The 15,919-nt window shown below is 64.5% G+C and carries 14 protein-coding genes and 1 pseudogene; 7 read left to right on the top strand and 8 right to left on the bottom strand.

Annotated features, from left to right (window positions below):
* Positions 1–75: 75 nt before the first annotated feature.
* Positions 76–951, top strand: coding sequence for a taurine dioxygenase (gene tauD / locus H9K76_RS18105; protein ID WP_187596702.1), 876 nt, complete (start codon positions 76–78; stop codon positions 949–951).
* Here tauD and H9K76_RS23510 read toward each other — a convergent pair.
* Positions 922–1,542 (bottom strand): helix-turn-helix transcriptional regulator, encoded by a 621-nt coding sequence (locus H9K76_RS23510; RefSeq protein ID WP_246475116.1) that lies wholly within the window; start codon positions 1,540–1,542, stop codon positions 922–924. The two genes, tauD and H9K76_RS23510, sit on opposite strands and share 30 nt — an antisense overlap.
* A gap of 387 nt (positions 1,543–1,929) precedes the next feature.
* Positions 1,930–2,595 carry a uracil-DNA glycosylase family protein gene (locus tag H9K76_RS18095; protein WP_187596701.1) on the bottom strand — a complete coding sequence of 222 codons (666 nt, stop codon included), beginning with the start codon at positions 2,593–2,595 and terminating at the stop codon, positions 1,930–1,932.
* 183 nt (positions 2,596–2,778) lie between these two features.
* On the opposite strand from H9K76_RS18095, the gene H9K76_RS18090 reads away from it, so the two are divergent.
* Positions 2,779–4,278, top strand: coding sequence for a nitronate monooxygenase (locus H9K76_RS18090; RefSeq protein ID WP_187596700.1), 1,500 nt, complete (start codon positions 2,779–2,781; stop codon positions 4,276–4,278).
* Positions 4,279–4,302: 24 nt separating this feature from the next.
* Here the strand turns inward: H9K76_RS18090 and H9K76_RS18085 are convergent, their stop codons facing one another.
* Positions 4,303–5,223 carry a LysR family transcriptional regulator gene (locus H9K76_RS18085; protein ID WP_187596699.1) on the bottom strand — a complete coding sequence of 307 codons (921 nt, stop codon included), beginning with the start codon at positions 5,221–5,223 and terminating at the stop codon, positions 4,303–4,305.
* Positions 5,224–5,341: 118 nt separating this feature from the next.
* Here H9K76_RS18085 and H9K76_RS18080 point away from each other — a divergent pair, with 118 nt between their 5' ends.
* Positions 5,342–6,130 carry an SDR family oxidoreductase gene (locus H9K76_RS18080; protein ID WP_187596698.1) on the top strand — a complete coding sequence of 263 codons (789 nt, stop codon included), beginning with the start codon at positions 5,342–5,344 and terminating at the stop codon, positions 6,128–6,130.
* A gap of 62 nt (positions 6,131–6,192) precedes the next feature.
* Here H9K76_RS18080 and H9K76_RS18075 read toward each other — a convergent pair.
* Together H9K76_RS18075 and H9K76_RS18070 are read right to left on the bottom strand one after the other, a co-directional pair.
* Positions 6,193–6,956: pseudogene (locus tag H9K76_RS18075) on the bottom strand (YoaK family protein).
* A 155-nt stretch (positions 6,957–7,111) separates the two neighbouring features.
* Positions 7,112–8,842, bottom strand: a complete 1,731-nt coding sequence (locus tag H9K76_RS18070) for an IPTL-CTERM sorting domain-containing protein (protein WP_187596697.1) — start codon at positions 8,840–8,842, stop codon at positions 7,112–7,114.
* A 317-nt stretch (positions 8,843–9,159) separates the two neighbouring features.
* Between H9K76_RS18070 and H9K76_RS23505 the strand changes: the two genes are divergently transcribed.
* A complete protein-coding gene (locus H9K76_RS23505) occupies positions 9,160–10,248 on the top strand; it encodes an IPTL-CTERM sorting domain-containing protein (RefSeq protein ID WP_246475115.1) in 1,089 nt (362 codons plus the stop codon).
* 117 nt (positions 10,249–10,365) lie between these two features.
* On the opposite strand, the gene H9K76_RS18060 is transcribed toward H9K76_RS23505, so the two are convergent.
* Complete coding sequence (locus H9K76_RS18060) at positions 10,366–10,710, bottom strand: antibiotic biosynthesis monooxygenase family protein (protein ID WP_187596696.1); 345 nt, start codon at positions 10,708–10,710, stop codon at positions 10,366–10,368.
* Between the two features lie 250 nt (positions 10,711–10,960).
* On the opposite strand from H9K76_RS18060, the gene H9K76_RS18055 reads away from it, so the two are divergent.
* Genes H9K76_RS18055 through arsB form a run of 3 tightly spaced genes read left to right on the top strand, consistent with a single transcriptional unit; the run spans position 10,961 to position 12,900 of the window.
* Positions 10,961–11,284, top strand: a complete 324-nt coding sequence (locus tag H9K76_RS18055) for an ArsR/SmtB family transcription factor (protein ID WP_187596695.1) — start codon at positions 10,961–10,963, stop codon at positions 11,282–11,284.
* A 37-nt stretch (positions 11,285–11,321) separates the two neighbouring features.
* On the top strand, positions 11,322–11,828 hold the full coding sequence (locus H9K76_RS18050) for an arsenate reductase ArsC (RefSeq protein WP_187596694.1): 507 nt from the start codon (positions 11,322–11,324) through the stop codon (positions 11,826–11,828).
* Positions 11,829–11,832: 4 nt separating this feature from the next.
* Positions 11,833–12,900, top strand: a complete 1,068-nt coding sequence (arsB, locus tag H9K76_RS18045; RefSeq protein WP_187596693.1) for an ACR3 family arsenite efflux transporter — start codon at positions 11,833–11,835, stop codon at positions 12,898–12,900.
* Between the two features lie 36 nt (positions 12,901–12,936).
* Here arsB and H9K76_RS18040 read toward each other — a convergent pair whose 3' ends face one another.
* Both H9K76_RS18040 and H9K76_RS18035 read right to left on the bottom strand, forming a co-directional pair.
* A complete protein-coding gene (locus H9K76_RS18040) occupies positions 12,937–14,328 on the bottom strand; it encodes a GH1 family beta-glucosidase (RefSeq protein ID WP_223196258.1) in 1,392 nt (463 codons plus the stop codon).
* A gap of 148 nt (positions 14,329–14,476) precedes the next feature.
* Positions 14,477–15,895, bottom strand: a complete 1,419-nt coding sequence (locus H9K76_RS18035) for a midcut-by-XrtH protein (RefSeq protein WP_187596691.1) — start codon at positions 15,893–15,895, stop codon at positions 14,477–14,479.
* Positions 15,896–15,919: the final 24 nt, after the last annotated feature.

The raw sequence follows: 15,919 nt of genomic DNA, 5'->3' as shown, positions 1-15,919 counted from the left end.
AAAAACATGCAGCAACCGATGGCGCCGCACAGCACACTCGGAGGCCTGTCCGCATTGCAATGAACACACCAGAAGATGGAAATCCAGACCCTCGGCCCGGCCCTCGGAGCCCTGATCCACGGCATCGACCTCACCCGCCCCATCACCGACCCGCAGCAATCGGCCCTGCATGCCGCGCTGCTCAGGCACCAGGTGCTGTTCTTCGAGAACCAGCCCATCACGCCCGGGCAGCAGCGGGATCTTGCCGCGCGGTTTGGCGCGCTGCACATCCATCCGGTCTACCGCAATGTCCCCGAGGTGCCCGAGATCATCGTGCTCGATACCGACGACGACAACCCGCCGGATAACGACAACTGGCACACCGACATCACGTTCACCGAGACGCCGGCGCAGGCCGCGATCCTGTCCGCGCAGCAGCTTCCCCCGGCGGGCGGCGACACGCTATGGGCCAGCAGCAGCGCAGCCTACGAAGCGCTCTCCGCGCCGTATCGCCACATGCTCGAAGGCCTGCATGCCGAACACGACTTTCTCAAGTCATTCCCGGCATGGCGCTTCGCGCGCACGCCCGAGGAGCGCGTGCGATGGGAGGCCGCGCGCGACAGGCATCGCCCCGTGCTGCACCCGGTGGTGCGCACGCATCCGGAAACGGGACGGCAGGCGCTGTTCGTGAATGAGGGGTTCACGACACGCATCGTCGAGCTGGGTGCGTCGGAGAGCGATGCCGTACTGCGCCAGTTGTTTGCCCACATGGCCAGGCCGGAGTTCGTTGTGCGCTGGCGCTGGAAGCGCCACGACCTGGCGTTCTGGGACAACCGCATCACGCAGCACTACGCCTGCGCGAACTATCTGCCCCATCGGCGGGTGATGCACCGGGCGACGGTGCTGGGCGACCGGCCGTTCCATCGGGCCGGTAGTGGCCAGTCAGGCGACAGCGGCCGCTTGCACGCGTGACAGGGCGTCCTGCCGGTTGACCGCGCCCAGCTTGCGGTAGATGTTTTCCAGGTGCCGCTTGACGGTGCCCGGACTCACCTCCAGCAGGGCGGCGATCTGCGCGTTGGTGTTGCCGTTGGCAACCCATTGCAGCACCTCACGTTCGCGCGCGCTCAGCACGTCGGCGGCGTCATGGACGGAGAGCGCGCGCTGTGCCGCCGCGCTGCTGCGCTGCTGCAGGCACAGGCGTCGCCATTGCGCCTGCACATGCGGCCCGAGCAGGGTCATCCCCATGCGCTCCGCAGCGGTATACCCGCGCGAGGCGCGCGTGACATTGAGGGTCAGCATGCCTCCGCGGCCCAGGTCGATGTCGAGCGCGAGCCCGTCCTGCTGGTTGACCTGCGAATAAGCCTCGCCATACAGAGAGGTCCGTTCCCATTGGCGGCGCGTCAGCAGATCGGAAATGCTGGTGGCCTGTGCATTGCGCCGGCGGTAGAGCGGGTTGTCGGCAAGATGCCGGTGCACGGCGGCGTGGACTTCCGTGGAGATCGCGCGCGCCGGATCGTAAGCGGTGTATTCGCGGATCTCCGCAATCCCGGAGAAATCCGCCACCCGGATGTCCCCGGCACCACCAGCCGCAAGGCGTGCAGCAGGTGGGACCCCAGCGCATGCAGGCTGGATGCCCCGTGCACCGTGAGGATGGCCTGGTTGAGCTGTTGCAGATGGCGCGTGGACAGAGTCATGTCGGTGGTAGCCGCTGGCTGGAAAAGGCTGTCGTGAACCGATGCCTGCACGATGTGCCGTCGGCACATTTCCACGACTTCCGCGAAACGTTAACCTTGATCAAGTGATCACACGGTTCGTAATGTAACGCGCACGCCGTGGAAATGGCATGGCAATGGCATGGGCATGCAGGGAATTTCACGGTCCGGTTTACCGTCGACGACAAGAGGGGGTGGGAGGGGCGCCTGCCTGGCATCTGCAGGGCGTCGTCGCGGTTCAGGCGGGTGCATGGAGCAATCCATGCACCGCCCGCCGCAACTCCGCCAGCAGCTCGGCCTCGAACCATGGGTTGCGATTCAGCCATCCGCTGTTGCGCCAGGAGGGATGGGGCAGCACGATGCAGCGCGGCACGAGGGCCGGGTTGTCGTGGATCTCGCGCCAGTGCATGACGGTGTCGTTGACGCCCAGCCGCGCGAGCTCCGGGGGTGCCTGCATGCGCTTCAGGTGCCAGCGCTGCGCGTAGCCGCCCACGAGCAGCAGCAGTTGCAGATCGGGCAGTTCGGCCATCAGCCTGGTCTGCCAGGTGCGCGCGCATTCGGGGCGTGGCGGGAGGTCGCCACCATGCGCATCGAAGCCGGGAAAGCAGAAGCCCATCGGCAGGATGGCAATGCGGCTCGCGTCATAGAACGTGGGCTCGTCGATGCCCATCCATTGCCGCAGGCGAACACCCGAAGGGTCGGAGAACGGAATGCCGCTCTCGTGCGCGCGGATGCCCGGTGCCTGGCCTGCGATGCAGATGCGCGCCGTGCGCGAGACCTGGAGCACCGGGCGCGGTTCGTGGTCCAGCGGGCGCCCCTTGTCGGGGTGCTCGACGCAGATCCTGCACTGGCGTATGGCGGCCGCGAGCGGGTGATCTGCAGGCGACGCGGGGGCTGTGGTCATGGTGTGGTGTTTCTGGAGGCAAGGACGAACAGGGAGTGATTCTGCGCCGGACACGGCCCCGGCCTACCCATCTCACCTCGGAGCGTGTTGGCGATTCCGGGGCATGGCGGCGGCATGGGTTTGCATCTTCCCCTCCTGCGGTCCATGATCGATGGTTCCTCAGCACAGCAAAGAAAACAGCCCATGATTCAGTCCGCAGACGATGCATCCGATATGGCCTCCACATTTCCGCATACACCGCTGTGCGATCTGCTGGGGTGCGAGCACCCGCTGATTCTTGCGGGCATGGGAGGCGTGGCGCGCTCGGAACTGGTGGCCGCCGTCACGCTGGCGGGTGGGTTCGGTTTTCTCGGCATGGTGCGCGAGCCGCTGGCGCTCATCGAGGCGGAAGTGCGCAAGGTGCGCGAGCGCGTGGGAGGCCGGCGATGGGGTGTCAACCTCATTCCCGCAGGCACGGAACCGGGCCTGCTGCAGCAGCAACTGCAGTTGTGCATCGATCTGGAGGTGCCTGTGGTCGGGCTGTTCTGGGATGTGCGCCGCGACGTGATCGCGCGGCTTCGCGACGCTGGCGCCACGGTTGTCCATCAGGTGGGCAGCATGGCGCAGGCGCTCGAGGCTCAGGAGGCCGGCGCCCACGCGCTCATCGTGCAGGGCGTGGAGGCGGGCGGGCATGTGTACGGCCGCCAGCCTCTCGGAAAGATACTGGCCGACGTGCTGGCCGTGGTGGACATTCCCGTGGCGGCGGCAGGCGGAATCGCCACCGGCGAGGCGGTGGCCCGATGGCTCTCGCAGGGCGCGCAGGCTGCCATGCTCGGCACCGCGCTGCTGGCCACCCGGGAGTCGTTCGCACACGCGTATCACAAGCAGCGCATCGTCGAGGCGCGCGCGCAGGACACGGTGCTGACCGAGGACTTCCATGTCAACTGGCCGTCACATGCGGCGGTCCGCGTGTTGAGGAACAGCGTGACGCAGGGCGAGCATGGTGATCCGCACACGCAGGGCGCGCGCAAGGTGATCGGAGAAGAGGAAGGCCGCCCCATCCACCTGTTCAGCACGGACTCGCCGCTGCGCTCCATGACCGGCGATTTCGAGGCCATGGCGTTGTATGCGGGGCTGGGCGTGGAACATATCGACAGCATTCCCACGGCGGCGGAGCGCATCGGGGACCTCATGCGGCAGGCCCGGGCCGAGTGGCGCAGGCTGCATGCGCCGCGGGTCGAGATGAGCTCGCCCGTCTGCTATGCGCCCGAATTCGAGCGTGCGCGCAATGCCGAGCTGATAGCGCGGCTCAACGAGCTGCTCGAGGCCGAGCGCGCCGGAGTTCGCGTGACGGTGCAGACACTGGCGGATATTCCCGCGCAGGATGCCGCCACGCGCGCGCTGGTTGAATCCGTGCACCACGACGAGGTGGAGTGGTGCGTGATGCTGTTGCATGCGATCCGCGATCTCGATGGAAAGTCGAGCACCCGCACGGGCGAGTTTTTCGAGAAGGCCATGGCGATTGCGGATGTGCGCGAGCGCCTCGCCTTCCTGAACCGGGGGCAGGGCTGGGTTGCGAAGAAGCTGAGGGAGTTGCTGCCCATGGCGGACGATCCTGTGCTTGCCAGCAACCTGACACGCATGCTGGATTCGCATGTGGAGAACCTGGACAGGGTGAACGCGTGGATGGCGTCGCGCGCCTGAGCCGTGGTGCTGGAGCGAGCGTTCTCAGCTCCCCATTGCGTCGTCCAGCGCCCCGGCCTGCCGCAGCAGCACTTCGATCCAGTCGATGAACACCCGCACCCTGGCAGACAGGTGAGCGCGGTGCGGGTACAGCACATGCACGTCCATGGGTGCGGGCCGATAGGCCGGCATCACCTCCGCCAGCTCGCCTGCCTGCAGATGCGCCTGCACGTCGTAGCGTGGAATCTGGATCAGGCCCAGGCCCGCGAGTGCGCAGGCGATGTAGCTCTCCGCATTGTTGACGCCCACGGCACCGCCCAGCATGCAGGTGCGTTCACTGCCATCCTCCATCCATTCCCAGGACGCCGCGCGGCCCGTGGTCGGTGAGTTGTAGTGCACCGCCTGGTGCCGTCCCAGGTCATCGGGGCCATGGGGAACGCCATGCCGGGCCAGGTAATCGGGGCTTGCGCAGTTGATCAGGGGCATGGAGCCGAGCCGCCGGGCGATCAGGCTGCTGTCGGGCAGCGGTCCCACGCGCAACGCGCAGTCGACCTGCTCCAGCACCAGATCGACCGCGCGGTCGCTGGAGCCCAGGTCGATCCGGAGAGCGGGATGGCGCGCCAGCAGACCGGGCAGGGCCGGCGCGATCACGATGCGTGCGATGCGGCTCGGAACATCGATGCGCAGGCGTCCCGCAATCGCCTGGGGCGGGGTGCGAAAGCGCTGCTCAAGCTCGAGCATGTCGTCGACCAGCGGGCTGGCCCGCTCGACCAGTGCCTGGCCGTCGGGAGTCAGGCTCACCTTGCGGGTGGTCCGGTGCAGCAGGCGGGCACCCAGGCGCGCCTCCAGCTGCTGCACGGCCAGCGAGACGGTGGGCCGGGGCATGGACAGCTGGTCCGCGGCCTGCGAGAAGCTGCCCGTGGCCGCCACGCGCAGGAAGATCCGAAGCAGATCGACACGATCCATGGTGAGTTATTGGTAATGAATTCTGAATAGATATGCAATAAATTCTATATTTATCTTTGTTTTCTGATTAATTACGCTAAGCAACTTCATTCATTTGTTCAATGAACAGGAGTTGTCCATGTCTTCCACTTCGCCCTCCAGGCACAGCATCCAAGGCAAGACCGTATTGATCGCAGGCGGCGCCAAGAACCTGGGTGGCCTGCTGGCCACCGACCTCGCGCGCCACGGCGCGAAGGCCGTTGCCATTCACTACAACAGTGCGGCCAGCAAGGCCGAGGCCGACAAGACCGTGGCTGCCGTGCAGCAACTGGGCGCGCAGGCCGTGGCCCTGCAGGGCGACCTGACCACGGCCGTCGCCATGGAAAAGATGTTCGCGGATGCCGTGGCCGCGGTGGGCCGTCCCGACATTGCCATCAATACCGTCGGCAAGGTGCTGAAGAAGCCGATGGGCGAGATCAGCGAAGCCGAATTCGACGAGATGGACGCCGTCAACAACAAGGCCGCCTTCTTCTTCCTGAAGGAAGCGGGCAGGCATGTGAACGACGGCGGCAAGGTTTGCACGCTGGTCACGTCGCTGCTGGGCGCGTTCACGCCGTTCTATTCGTCCTATGCGGGCACCAAGGCACCGGTCGAGCACTACACGCGTGCGGCGGCCAAGGAACTGGGCGTGCGCGGCATCTCGGTCACCGCCGTCGGCCCCGGCCCCATGGACACGCCCTTCTTCTACGGCCAGGAAAGCGCCGACGCGCAGGCCTATCACAAGAGCGCCGCGGCACTCTCTTCCTTCAGCCAGACCGGGCTCACCGACATCGAGGATGTGGTTCCCTTCATTCGCCACCTGGTGAGCGACGGCTGGTGGGTCACCGGCCAGACCATCCTGATCAACGGCGGCTACACGACCAAGTAAGCCTGGAGACCACCGCACGACCTTGCGGACAGGCGTGATGGCGAGCCCAGGGCCTGCGCGCCCTACCTGCCGCTCCACTTCAACATGCCCTTGAGCTGGGCCGCATCGCGCCACAGGGGCGGCACCGACAGCATCAGCAGCAGCGCGGCGAGCGGGACGACGCAGATGAAGCCGAAGTACTTGAAACCGAGTGCCCCCGCAACGCCGCCCAGCACGAACATGCCGAGCAGGCCTGCCGAGAGCCGGAGACGCCGCCAGTTGTGCTGAACCGGCGGCTCGTCGGGGCGTGCGGCGCGGGCCAGGAAGAGCATCTTGCCAAGCTCCATGCCCAGGTCGGTGATGTTGCCGGTCATGTGGGTCGTGCGCGTGCTGCCTCCCGACGTCTTGGAGCCGACGGCATTCTGCAGTCCCATCATGAAGGACAGCAAGAGCACCGTCAGCGGCACCGCGAAAGGCGTGTTCCAGGTGAGCGTGGCCGCGCCCACGAGCCCGAAGGGCAGCATCATCAAGGCCTCCAGCATCAGCGGCATGGCATAGACGCTGTGAAGCCGGTGCTGGCGTGCCCAGTTCACCAGGATGGAGCATGCGGCCGCGCCAACCGTGAAGGCGATGATGGCGCCGCATGCATTGAGCAGCAGCTTCCCGTTTCCGAGCACCGCTCCGTCCGCCAGTTGCGACGCGAATCCGGTCATGTGCGAGGTGTACATGCGCAGCACGAGAAATCCCCCGCGTTGACGGCGCCGGCATTGAAGGCGAGGAACAGGCCCAGCGCCATGTTGGTGGAGGGGGCTCGATGCCGGTCGGTGAGATGGCGGATCCTGCGCATGTCTGGAAGTCGTGTTGGGTCAGGTCAGATCGTTGGTGATGAACCTGCCCAGTATCGGCTATTGGGCATTCTTGGCCCGTATCGACATGCCGCAACGCATTCCAGGATGGGGGCTGGCGGCAAGCTTGAGGACCCCGCCAGCGCTCCCTCGCCGATCATCGACCCACATGCGGACGGCGCAAGCCGGCGGCGGCCAACCCCGCCAGGAGGGCGGACAGCAGCATCAGCGCCCATTGACCCAAGGTCGGCACGGGCGTGGGCGTTCCGGCAGGGAAGGGTGTTGGCGTCGGTGCGTTGGCAACGGCGAATGATTGTGTGACCTGCTCGGCAGCCAGATAGGTGCTGTCGCCCGGCTGGTCGGCCGCCAGGACACAGGTCCCTGCCCCCACAAACGTCACCACGCGGCCCTGGACGGTGCAGACCTGAGGGGTGGTACTGGTCAGGGTGACTGGCAGACCCGAGTCGGCGTTGGCGCCCGCTTGATAGGCAGCTCCGCCCACCGCGGCGGCCGTGGGGGCCTGGCTGGTGAAGGTGATGGTCTGCGGCAGCAGCTTCTTTGTCGCGAGCCACACCTCCCCCGGTACCGAGACGTCGATCTGCGCGGTCAGGCCTTGCGCCCGCATCTCGCGGATGTCCAGGCTTGCGCCGTTGGTCAAAGCTCCGGTGTAGCTGAAGATCCTGTATGCGCCCGGGGCCATGCCCGGCAGCGCCTTCACCTGGAGGGTGCCGTTCATCTGGAGATCACCATTGACCACGACCAGATCACCGGCCGTCACGGCGGCGCCGGCGGTGGGTTCCGCGGCCGTGGGAGCGCCCAGTTCGAACTGCGCGACGGAGGTGGCCTGCAGGTCGGCAGAACCCTGCACGGTCAGCGTGCCCACGCTGTTGGGGACCAGTGAATTGCCCGGTGCCAGCGTACCCGCGCCTTGCACGGTGACTGCACTCACCCAACCGCTTCCGCTCAGGGTAGCGCCGCGCTCGACCGTGGTGCTGGCCGAGCTCGCATTGCTGCCGTTGACTACGAGCGCGCCTTCCTTGACAACGGTCGGCCCGGTGTAGTCGATACCATAGATGACCGTGGTGCCGGAGGAGGTCTTCTGGTACTCCCCGGCCCCCACGAAGCGCGCATTACCGGCAAACCCGGTATGGGTTCCCAATGATTGAACGGTGCCTGCAGCGGGATCGAAGCGCACCACGCTGCCGCTGCTGTTTTCAAAACGCCCCAGGATGACTCCATGGTCGTCGGTGGCCTGCACAACCAGAGTACCGGGCGAAGAGCCCGCAGCACCGTTGACGAAGTGATATGGATCGATTGATCCGGCATACAGGACTCCGCCGGGTGACAGGATGAACGTGCCGTTGTTGTCGATGCGAACCCATTCCATCGAATAGCCGAGATGTCGGGCTTCAAGATGGCCCATGTTGGTCATGGTGCCCGTGTTGACGGCACGACGTCCGGCTGTGGATGCGGATCCCAATAACACACTACTGCCGGGGGTGTTGATGAACGCACCGGTGTTATCCATCACGAGCGCGCTGTCGTCTATGCCTCCGAGCGAGTAGGCGACTTCGAACCTCCCGTTGTTGGTCAGCACGCCATGGTTGGTGGCAGTGACATACGTTCTGTGGACGCCGTCTGTCGCAATGTTCTCCGTGCCGCCGCTGTTGATGGTTGCTGCACCGTTGAACTCCGCCACGACAGCGCCTGCCGCCTGCGTTCCATCTCCCACGTTGAGGACGCCGTCGACCGTGCTCGCATCGTTGTAAGAACTGCTGGAGGTCAGGGTTTGGGTGGAGTTGGCAGGAACGCTCAGTGACTGTCCCCATACCGCAGCGCCAGCGGAGAGCCCCAGCGCGCACAGGCTGATGTGCAGCGGGCGGCCCATGGCCGGGCGCGGCCGGATGCCGGCGCGGAGGAGGGACAGGAGAGGTGATTTGTTTTTCATAGTCTAACTATATTAATTTATTGTCATTGTTTTCATTTGACTAATGTTGTGAGAGTGATACAGCCATAGCTTGCGATGGGCGTCCAGGGATTCGGTATGCAGGCAGGTTTTTTCCTTTCGGTTTCTGATTCCCTGTGAGATTGAAAATAATCATTAACATAAAACTTTGTTAGTGTTTTCCCTCCATTGATTAATTAATCAAGTGCTTATGCTTTTGTTTCAATAGTTTTGATAAATTGAAATGAAAAGGTGATGAAATGAGAGGAATCTGGAACACATCCCCGGCACGCCTGGGGTTGCCGGGCATCGTGGCAGGCGTACTGGGCTCGCTGATGGCCTCAAGCGCCTGTGCGACGACCTATCTCTATGTGGGGCAGCCGTATACCTCGGTGGGTTACTACGACGGCACAGCGACACCCGTGAGCGGGCCTGCACCAGCCCCCTATGGTCCCGCCATGCGGGTGACCGGAAGTTTCACGACGAATGCGCGCCTGCCGGCCAACCTGGGGACGCTCAAGAACATCGGCCCCACGGGGCTGAACCTGATGAATGGCTGGAAGTTCAATGACGGCCTGCTGAGCTACGCGGACGGCAATAGCGCCCTTGTGCCGACGATATCGGGGGGCGATCCGGCGCTCGGCGAAACCAGCGGGGCTTCCGTCAGCACCGACAGTCTCGGAAACATCGTCGACTACATGTTCTGGCCCTGGGCGCCCAAGCCGCCTCATGCCGTGGGACAGAAGATGGATTCGCTCTTCCTTCTTGGCTCCCAGGGGCAGGCGGGAGAGGGCATTACGAATCAGATCCCTTGCACCCAGGTGGTCGCTGCCATGGGTGATTTCTGTGGCAATGCATCGGCGGCACCGGGTACGCAGGTGACCGCATTTTTCCTGAACGTGAACCCCGGTAAGTGGTCCAATTTCGATCCGCTGCCGGACAGCGGCCAGTCCATTGCGGGCACCGCATCCGCGGCGATCGGCAATGTGGCGGCCAACGATGGCGTCAATGGGGTTCCCGGTACCGTCGGTTCGGGCGGCAATGCGGTGGTGTCCCCTGTGGGTAATTGGCCCAATGGTATCTCGCTTGACTCGGCAACCGGTGCGGTGATGGTTGCCGCCTCCGTGCCTGCGGGTTCGTACTCGATGGCCTATCAGCTTTGCGACAGCCAGTCTCCACTGGCCTGTGTGGAGGTGGGTGCGCAGGTCGTCGTCAAGCCCGGAACGCCTCCTGGCCCGGGCGGCGCGACACCGGTGCCGACGCTGGGGGAGTGGGGGGGCATTGCGCTGTCTTCCCTGCTTGCCCTGCTGGGAGGGGCGCGCCTGCGCAGGCGCGGAGTCAATACCTGATGCGCACGGAGGCCAGGCTTCGCCCGGTCTCTCCGTTGAACAAGGCGCTGATAGGGTCGCCGCCAGGACCTGGCACGACGGCTGCGTAGTCGGCAGGTGGTGATGCCCAGGGGCGGTTCACCCGTGAATGCGTCGGCTGTCATCCGGTGCTTGCTCGCGCTCCGTGAGGCCATAGTCCCGCATCACGGCGGCGATGCGCAGACGGTAGTCGCGAAAGACGCCACTTCGCCCCGCACCCTGTGCAGCGCGGTGCTCCTCTGTGTTTCTCCATTGCGCCACGGCCGCTTCGTCGCGCCAGAAGGACAGCGACAGCAGCTTGGACGGATCGCTCAGGCTTTGGAACCGTTCGATGGAGATGAAGCCGTCGATGTGGTCCAGCCGGGGCCGAAGAGCTGCTGCGATATCCAGGTAAGTCTGCGTATGGCCGGATTGCGGCGTCACTTCGAAGATCACGGCGATCATGGCGTTGTCTCCTGTTCATGGTGGTTTGTATGAAAGACCGGCAGCGGCTGCTGGTCATGGCGCGGCTGGGCCCACGCAGCCCGCCTTCACAGGTGGGATTTTGCGCTTCAAGATGACCGTACAAAGCCTCCAGGCTGCCGTCAATCCCTCCTCCCACTGCTATGCAGTGCTGCGACGGCAGCCGCCATTTCGGTACTTGCGCAACACGGATTTTGATCTTATATTTCAATAAACGTTGAAATATTGAAGCATGCAAGAAACACAAGTCATCCGTTCCCTGGCGGCACTTGCCCAGGAGGCTCGCTTGAGAGCCTTTCGTGCGCTGGTGGTGGCAGGATCCGAAGGCCTGACGCCCGGCGCCTTGTCGGAGCAATTGGGCATTGCGGCCAATACCTTGTCGTTTCACCTCAAGGAACTGACCCATGCGGAACTGATCACGCAGGAGCGCCAGGGCCGCAACCTGGTCTATCGCGCGTCGTTCGACGCCATGAATTCGCTGCTGGGCTATCTCACCGAAAACTGCTGCCAGGGCGCGCCCTGCAGCCCCGCCTCTTCCATCTCCTGTAGTTGCTGAGCGCGTGCGCGGTGCAACTCCTTCACGCTCACCCCCTATGACCGACACCTCACAAACACTGAACGTGCTGTTCCTGTGCACCCACAATTCGGCACGCAGCATCCTGGCCGAGGCCCTGCTCAATCACATGGGGCAAGGCCGCTTCAGGGCCTATTCCGCGGGCAGCAGCCCGCGCGGCAACCAGCAACCCAACCCGTTGGGCCTGGAGGTATTGCAGCATGCAGGCGTGCCGATCGACGGCCTGCGCAGCAAGAGCTGGGATGAGTTTGCGGGCCCGCAAGCGCCGCGCATGGATCTGGTGATTACCGTGTGCGACAACGCCAAGGGCGAGATGTGCCCCATCTGGCCGGGCCATCCGGTCACGGCCCATTGGGGGTATGCCGATCCATCGGAAGGTGATGCGCCGCAGGACGTGAAGCTCGAAGCCTTCCGGCAGACCATGCTCCAGATGCGCCGCCGCCTGGCGTTGCTGGTGAACCTGCCCGCGGACAAGCTCCGTCCGTCCGTCCTGCAAAGCACCGCACGCGAACTCTCCATACCCTGACGCCATGACCGCCACCTGCAATGCCGCCTTGCCAGACACTGGCAGTTCTTCCATGAGCCTTTTCGAGCGCTATCTCACGGTCTGGGTGTTCCTGTGCATCATCGCGGGTATTGCCTTGGGCCATTGGTTCCCCAGCCTGTTCCAGGCCGTCGGTGCCATGGAGATCGCACAGGTCAATCTACCGGTGGGCCTGCTGATCTGGGTGATGATCATCCCCATGCTGATCAAGGTGGACTTTGGTGCGCTCGGCGAGGTGCGCCAGCACATGAAGGGCATCGGCATCACGCTGTTCGTGAACTGGCTGGTGAAGCCGTTCTCCATGGCCCTCTTGGGCTGGCTGTTCATTCGCCAGTGGTTCGCTCCCTGGTTGCCGGCCGAGCAGATCGACAGCTACATCGCGGGGCTGATTCTCCTGGCGGCTGCGCCCTGCACGGCCATGGTGTTTGTCTGGAGCCGTCTCACGGGTGGAGACCCCTTGTTCACGCTCTCGCAGGTGGCGCTCAACGACGCCATCATGATCGTGGCGTTCGCGCCGCTGGTCGGCCTGCTGTTGGGCCTGTCGGCCATCACGGTGCCATGGGCGACGCTGCTGGTGTCGGTGCTGCTCTACATCGTGGTGCCGGTGATATTGGCGCAGTGGCTGCGCCGCAGATGGTTGGCCAGAGGCCCCGCAGCCTTTGACCGGGCACTTGCGATGATCGGCCCCTGGTCCATGGTGGCGTTGCTGGCGACCCTGGTTCTGCTGTTTGCCTTTCAGGGCCATGCCATCCTTGAACAGCCGCTCGTGATCGCGCTGCTGGCTGTCCCGATCCTGATCCAGGTGTTCTTCAATTCGGCCCTTGCCTACTGGCTCAACCGCGCGGTGGGCGAGAAACATAGCGTGGCCTGCCCGTCGGCGCTGATCGGTGCTTCCAATTTCTTCGAGCTGGCGGTGGCCGCCGCCATCAGCCTGTTCGGCCTGCAGTCCGGAGCCGCATTGGCAACCGTTGTGGGCGTCTTGATCGAAGTCCCGGTCATGCTGCTGGTAGTGCGGGTGGTGAATCGAACGCGGGGCTGGTACGAGCAGCAGTGACTGCTGCTGGCGGCAGTCCCGCCAGGGTATCGCGGCTTACGCCACGCCATTCATCTCTGCTGCCCTGCGGTACCAATCGGCGCTCAGCTTGGGCGTGCGCCTTTGCGTTGCGAAGTCGACGTGTACCAGCCCGAAGCGAACCCCGTACCCTCCCGTCCATTCCAGGTTGTCGAAAGCGCTCCAGGCAAAGTTGCCTCGGACTGGCGCGCCTTCGGCGATGGCACGGTGCAGGTTGGTCATGACTGCGCGCAGGTACATGAGCCGATCGGTGTCGAGGACTCTGCCCTCCGGTGTCATGGCATCGTCGGCCGCGCAGCCATTCTCGGTGACATAGATTGCCTTGGGCTTCCAGATGGAGTTGACCAGCCTGGGCCCCCAGTACATGACCTCGGGGGAGAAACTGTGCCAGCGCGATCCCATGCGGGGATGCGACAGCGAGGTGGGAATTTCCCGGAAGCCTGACGCGTTGTCGGCCGCCTCGACGTAGTTCTTGGGAACGTAGATATTCACGCCGACGAAGTCGAGCGGGCTGCCGATGGCACGCATGTCCTCATCGGTGAAGCGGGGCGCGTCCGGACCCGCCTTGGCCAGGTAGGCATCGTCGTACCGGCCCGTGAGCATGACGTCCAGAAACCGGTCGTTGTAGGTTCTTGTCGCGCGCTCCGCCGCGCGCACGTTGGCAGGCGTGTCGCTGACGGGCACCGCCGCGAACAATACATCCGCGGGTCCGATCTGCAGATTCCCGGGCCCGGCTGCACGCATGGCCTGCACGCTCAGGCCATGGGCCAGGACAGCGTGGTGGGCTACCTGGTTGAGATCGCGCGTGGAGAGCTTGAGGCCCGGTGCAAGCTCGATGCGCTGCTCTCGTCCCTGCACGACGATGGACGTGCCCTGATGGCCCATGTCCACGAAGTTCTGCAGTTCATTGAGCGTGAAGAAATGCTTGACCCGATCCCCCAGGCGAACGGCCACGGCCGCGGCATAGTCGGCAAAGGCTCTGGCGGTATCGCGCGACTGCCACCCGCCCTTGTCCTGGAGGGCTTGCGGCAGATCCCAGTGGTAGAGCGTGACGAACGGCTCGATGCCTGCTTCGAGCTGGGCGTCGACAAGGCGCGAGTAGAAGTCCATTCCCGCCTCATTCACCTTGCCTGTGCCGTTCGGGAAGATGCGAGGCCAGGAGATCGAAAAGCGGTAGGCATTCGCACCCAGCCCGCGAATGGTCTGGATGTCTTCCCGGTAGCGGTGGTAGTGGTCGATGGCGACATCACCCGTGTCTCCGTTGGCCATCTTGCCTGGCGTGTGGGCGTAGACATCCCAGATGGATGGGCCCTTTCCGTCCGCGTTGGCTGCGCCCTCTATCTGGTAGGCGGCTGTGGCTACGCCCCAACGAAAGCCTTTGGGAAACGACAGGGCATGGGTGTTCTGCATGGCGGCGCTTGCTGCTTGCCCGGGCGCGGGAGTGGGAGTCTGTGATCTGGCAGCTTCAGCCACGCCGGCTCCGGCCATCAAGGCAAACTGACGTCTATCCAGGATCATGCCGTTCCTTTTTGCTTGCTTTGTTTGAAATCGCTCGAGCTCAGGGCTGGGGCAGCAACTGAATGCGTGGGCGCGGGATTGGCCGTGCAAACAAGGATGCCGACGCTGCTGCAGGGAGGCGGAGCGCGCTGGTTTCCACCGTGCAGGCGGCGCTGCAGCCATCGCCCGGGGACGTATTGCCATCATCGCATTGTTCGCCAGCGTCGAGGATTCCGTTACCGCAGACCGGCACGCCGACGACGGGATGCACGGTCACGGTGACCTTGGCGGTGGCGGATAGCGTGCCGTCGCTCACTGTGTAGTCAAAGCTGTCATTGCCGGTATAACCGGCGTTCGGGGTATAGATCAGTTGGTCCGTGCCGTTCATGACGACGCTGCCACTCTGGCCCTGCGTGTGGTTCGCGATGTGCAGCGCGTCGTTGTCCGGATCGGTGTCGTTGCCCAGCACCGCGATACTCACGGCGGTGCTCTCGTCCGTGGGCATCGCGTCATTCATGGCCACGGGAGCGCGGTTGACTTGGATGGTCAGCACGGCCACCGCGCCGGTGTGCGTGGCGTAGGTGATGGCCGTGCTGGCGGCTGGAAATGGTGTCGCTGCATGAAACTGGTAGTCGCCATTGGCTTGCAGCGACATCTCGCCCAGGCTGGCGATGGTCGCACTCTGGCCGGCCGGGTAGCGTGCACCGCCAAACACATAGCTTGCCACGAGCAGAGGGCCGTCGGCGTCTGCATCATTGGTGAGCACATTGCCGGTGGCGGTCGTGCCTTCATTGATGGTGGCGGCATCCGCAGCCAGCTCCGAAGGAAAAGCCCCTTGCAGCTCCGCAGCCGTGGCCATGCACAGGGCGGCGGTATCGACCCAGCAGGCCTGGCCCGCGGCAAGCTCGCGGCCTACGGCGCAAGGCGTGCTGGAGGGCGTTGCCACGGAGGTGGCCGGCGAGCTCGGTATGCCAGCGGGGAAACAGACCGACCATGTGGGCATGGTGATGTCCTTGATGCGCATCGGCAGTGCGGTCGCATTGGTGAATTCCACGGGCACGAACCCAGTGATCACGCCCTCCGTCTCCACTGGTTGCACGGGGATGCCTAGCGTTTCTCCGCCGGGCTGGGTGAATTGCCGTTCAACCCATTGCAGTTGCGCGAGGACGGCATTGCCCCAGAACACGGTGCCCACCAACGCGAGCGCGCATCCACCGAGCGCAATCTGCCGTAGCGTGCCCATCGACACGTTCATGCGTTTGAGCAGCCACACCGCTCCCGCGCACAGTGCCAGCGTCAGGAGCCACCACGTCAGCGGCTGGCCGAATGGCACGGGAGTCGCCGCCATGGGCAGGGTGGTGATAGGCGATGTGGTGATGGTCTGGGCCTGCGAGGCACCTGTCCAGAGGGACGCTGCAGCCAACGTGACAGGCAGCCTGTCCCGCGAAAACCGGGCGGAAAATGAACGAACCAGTGACATCGATATTCCTTGGTTGGATGGGAT

This window comes from Diaphorobacter ruginosibacter, from assembly GCF_014395975.1.
GTDB classification, from domain to species: Bacteria; Pseudomonadota; Gammaproteobacteria; order Burkholderiales; family Burkholderiaceae_C; genus Diaphorobacter_A; species Diaphorobacter_A ruginosibacter.
Note: the sequence above shows the minus strand (reverse complement) of the source record. Positions and strands in the feature narration are given on the sequence as shown.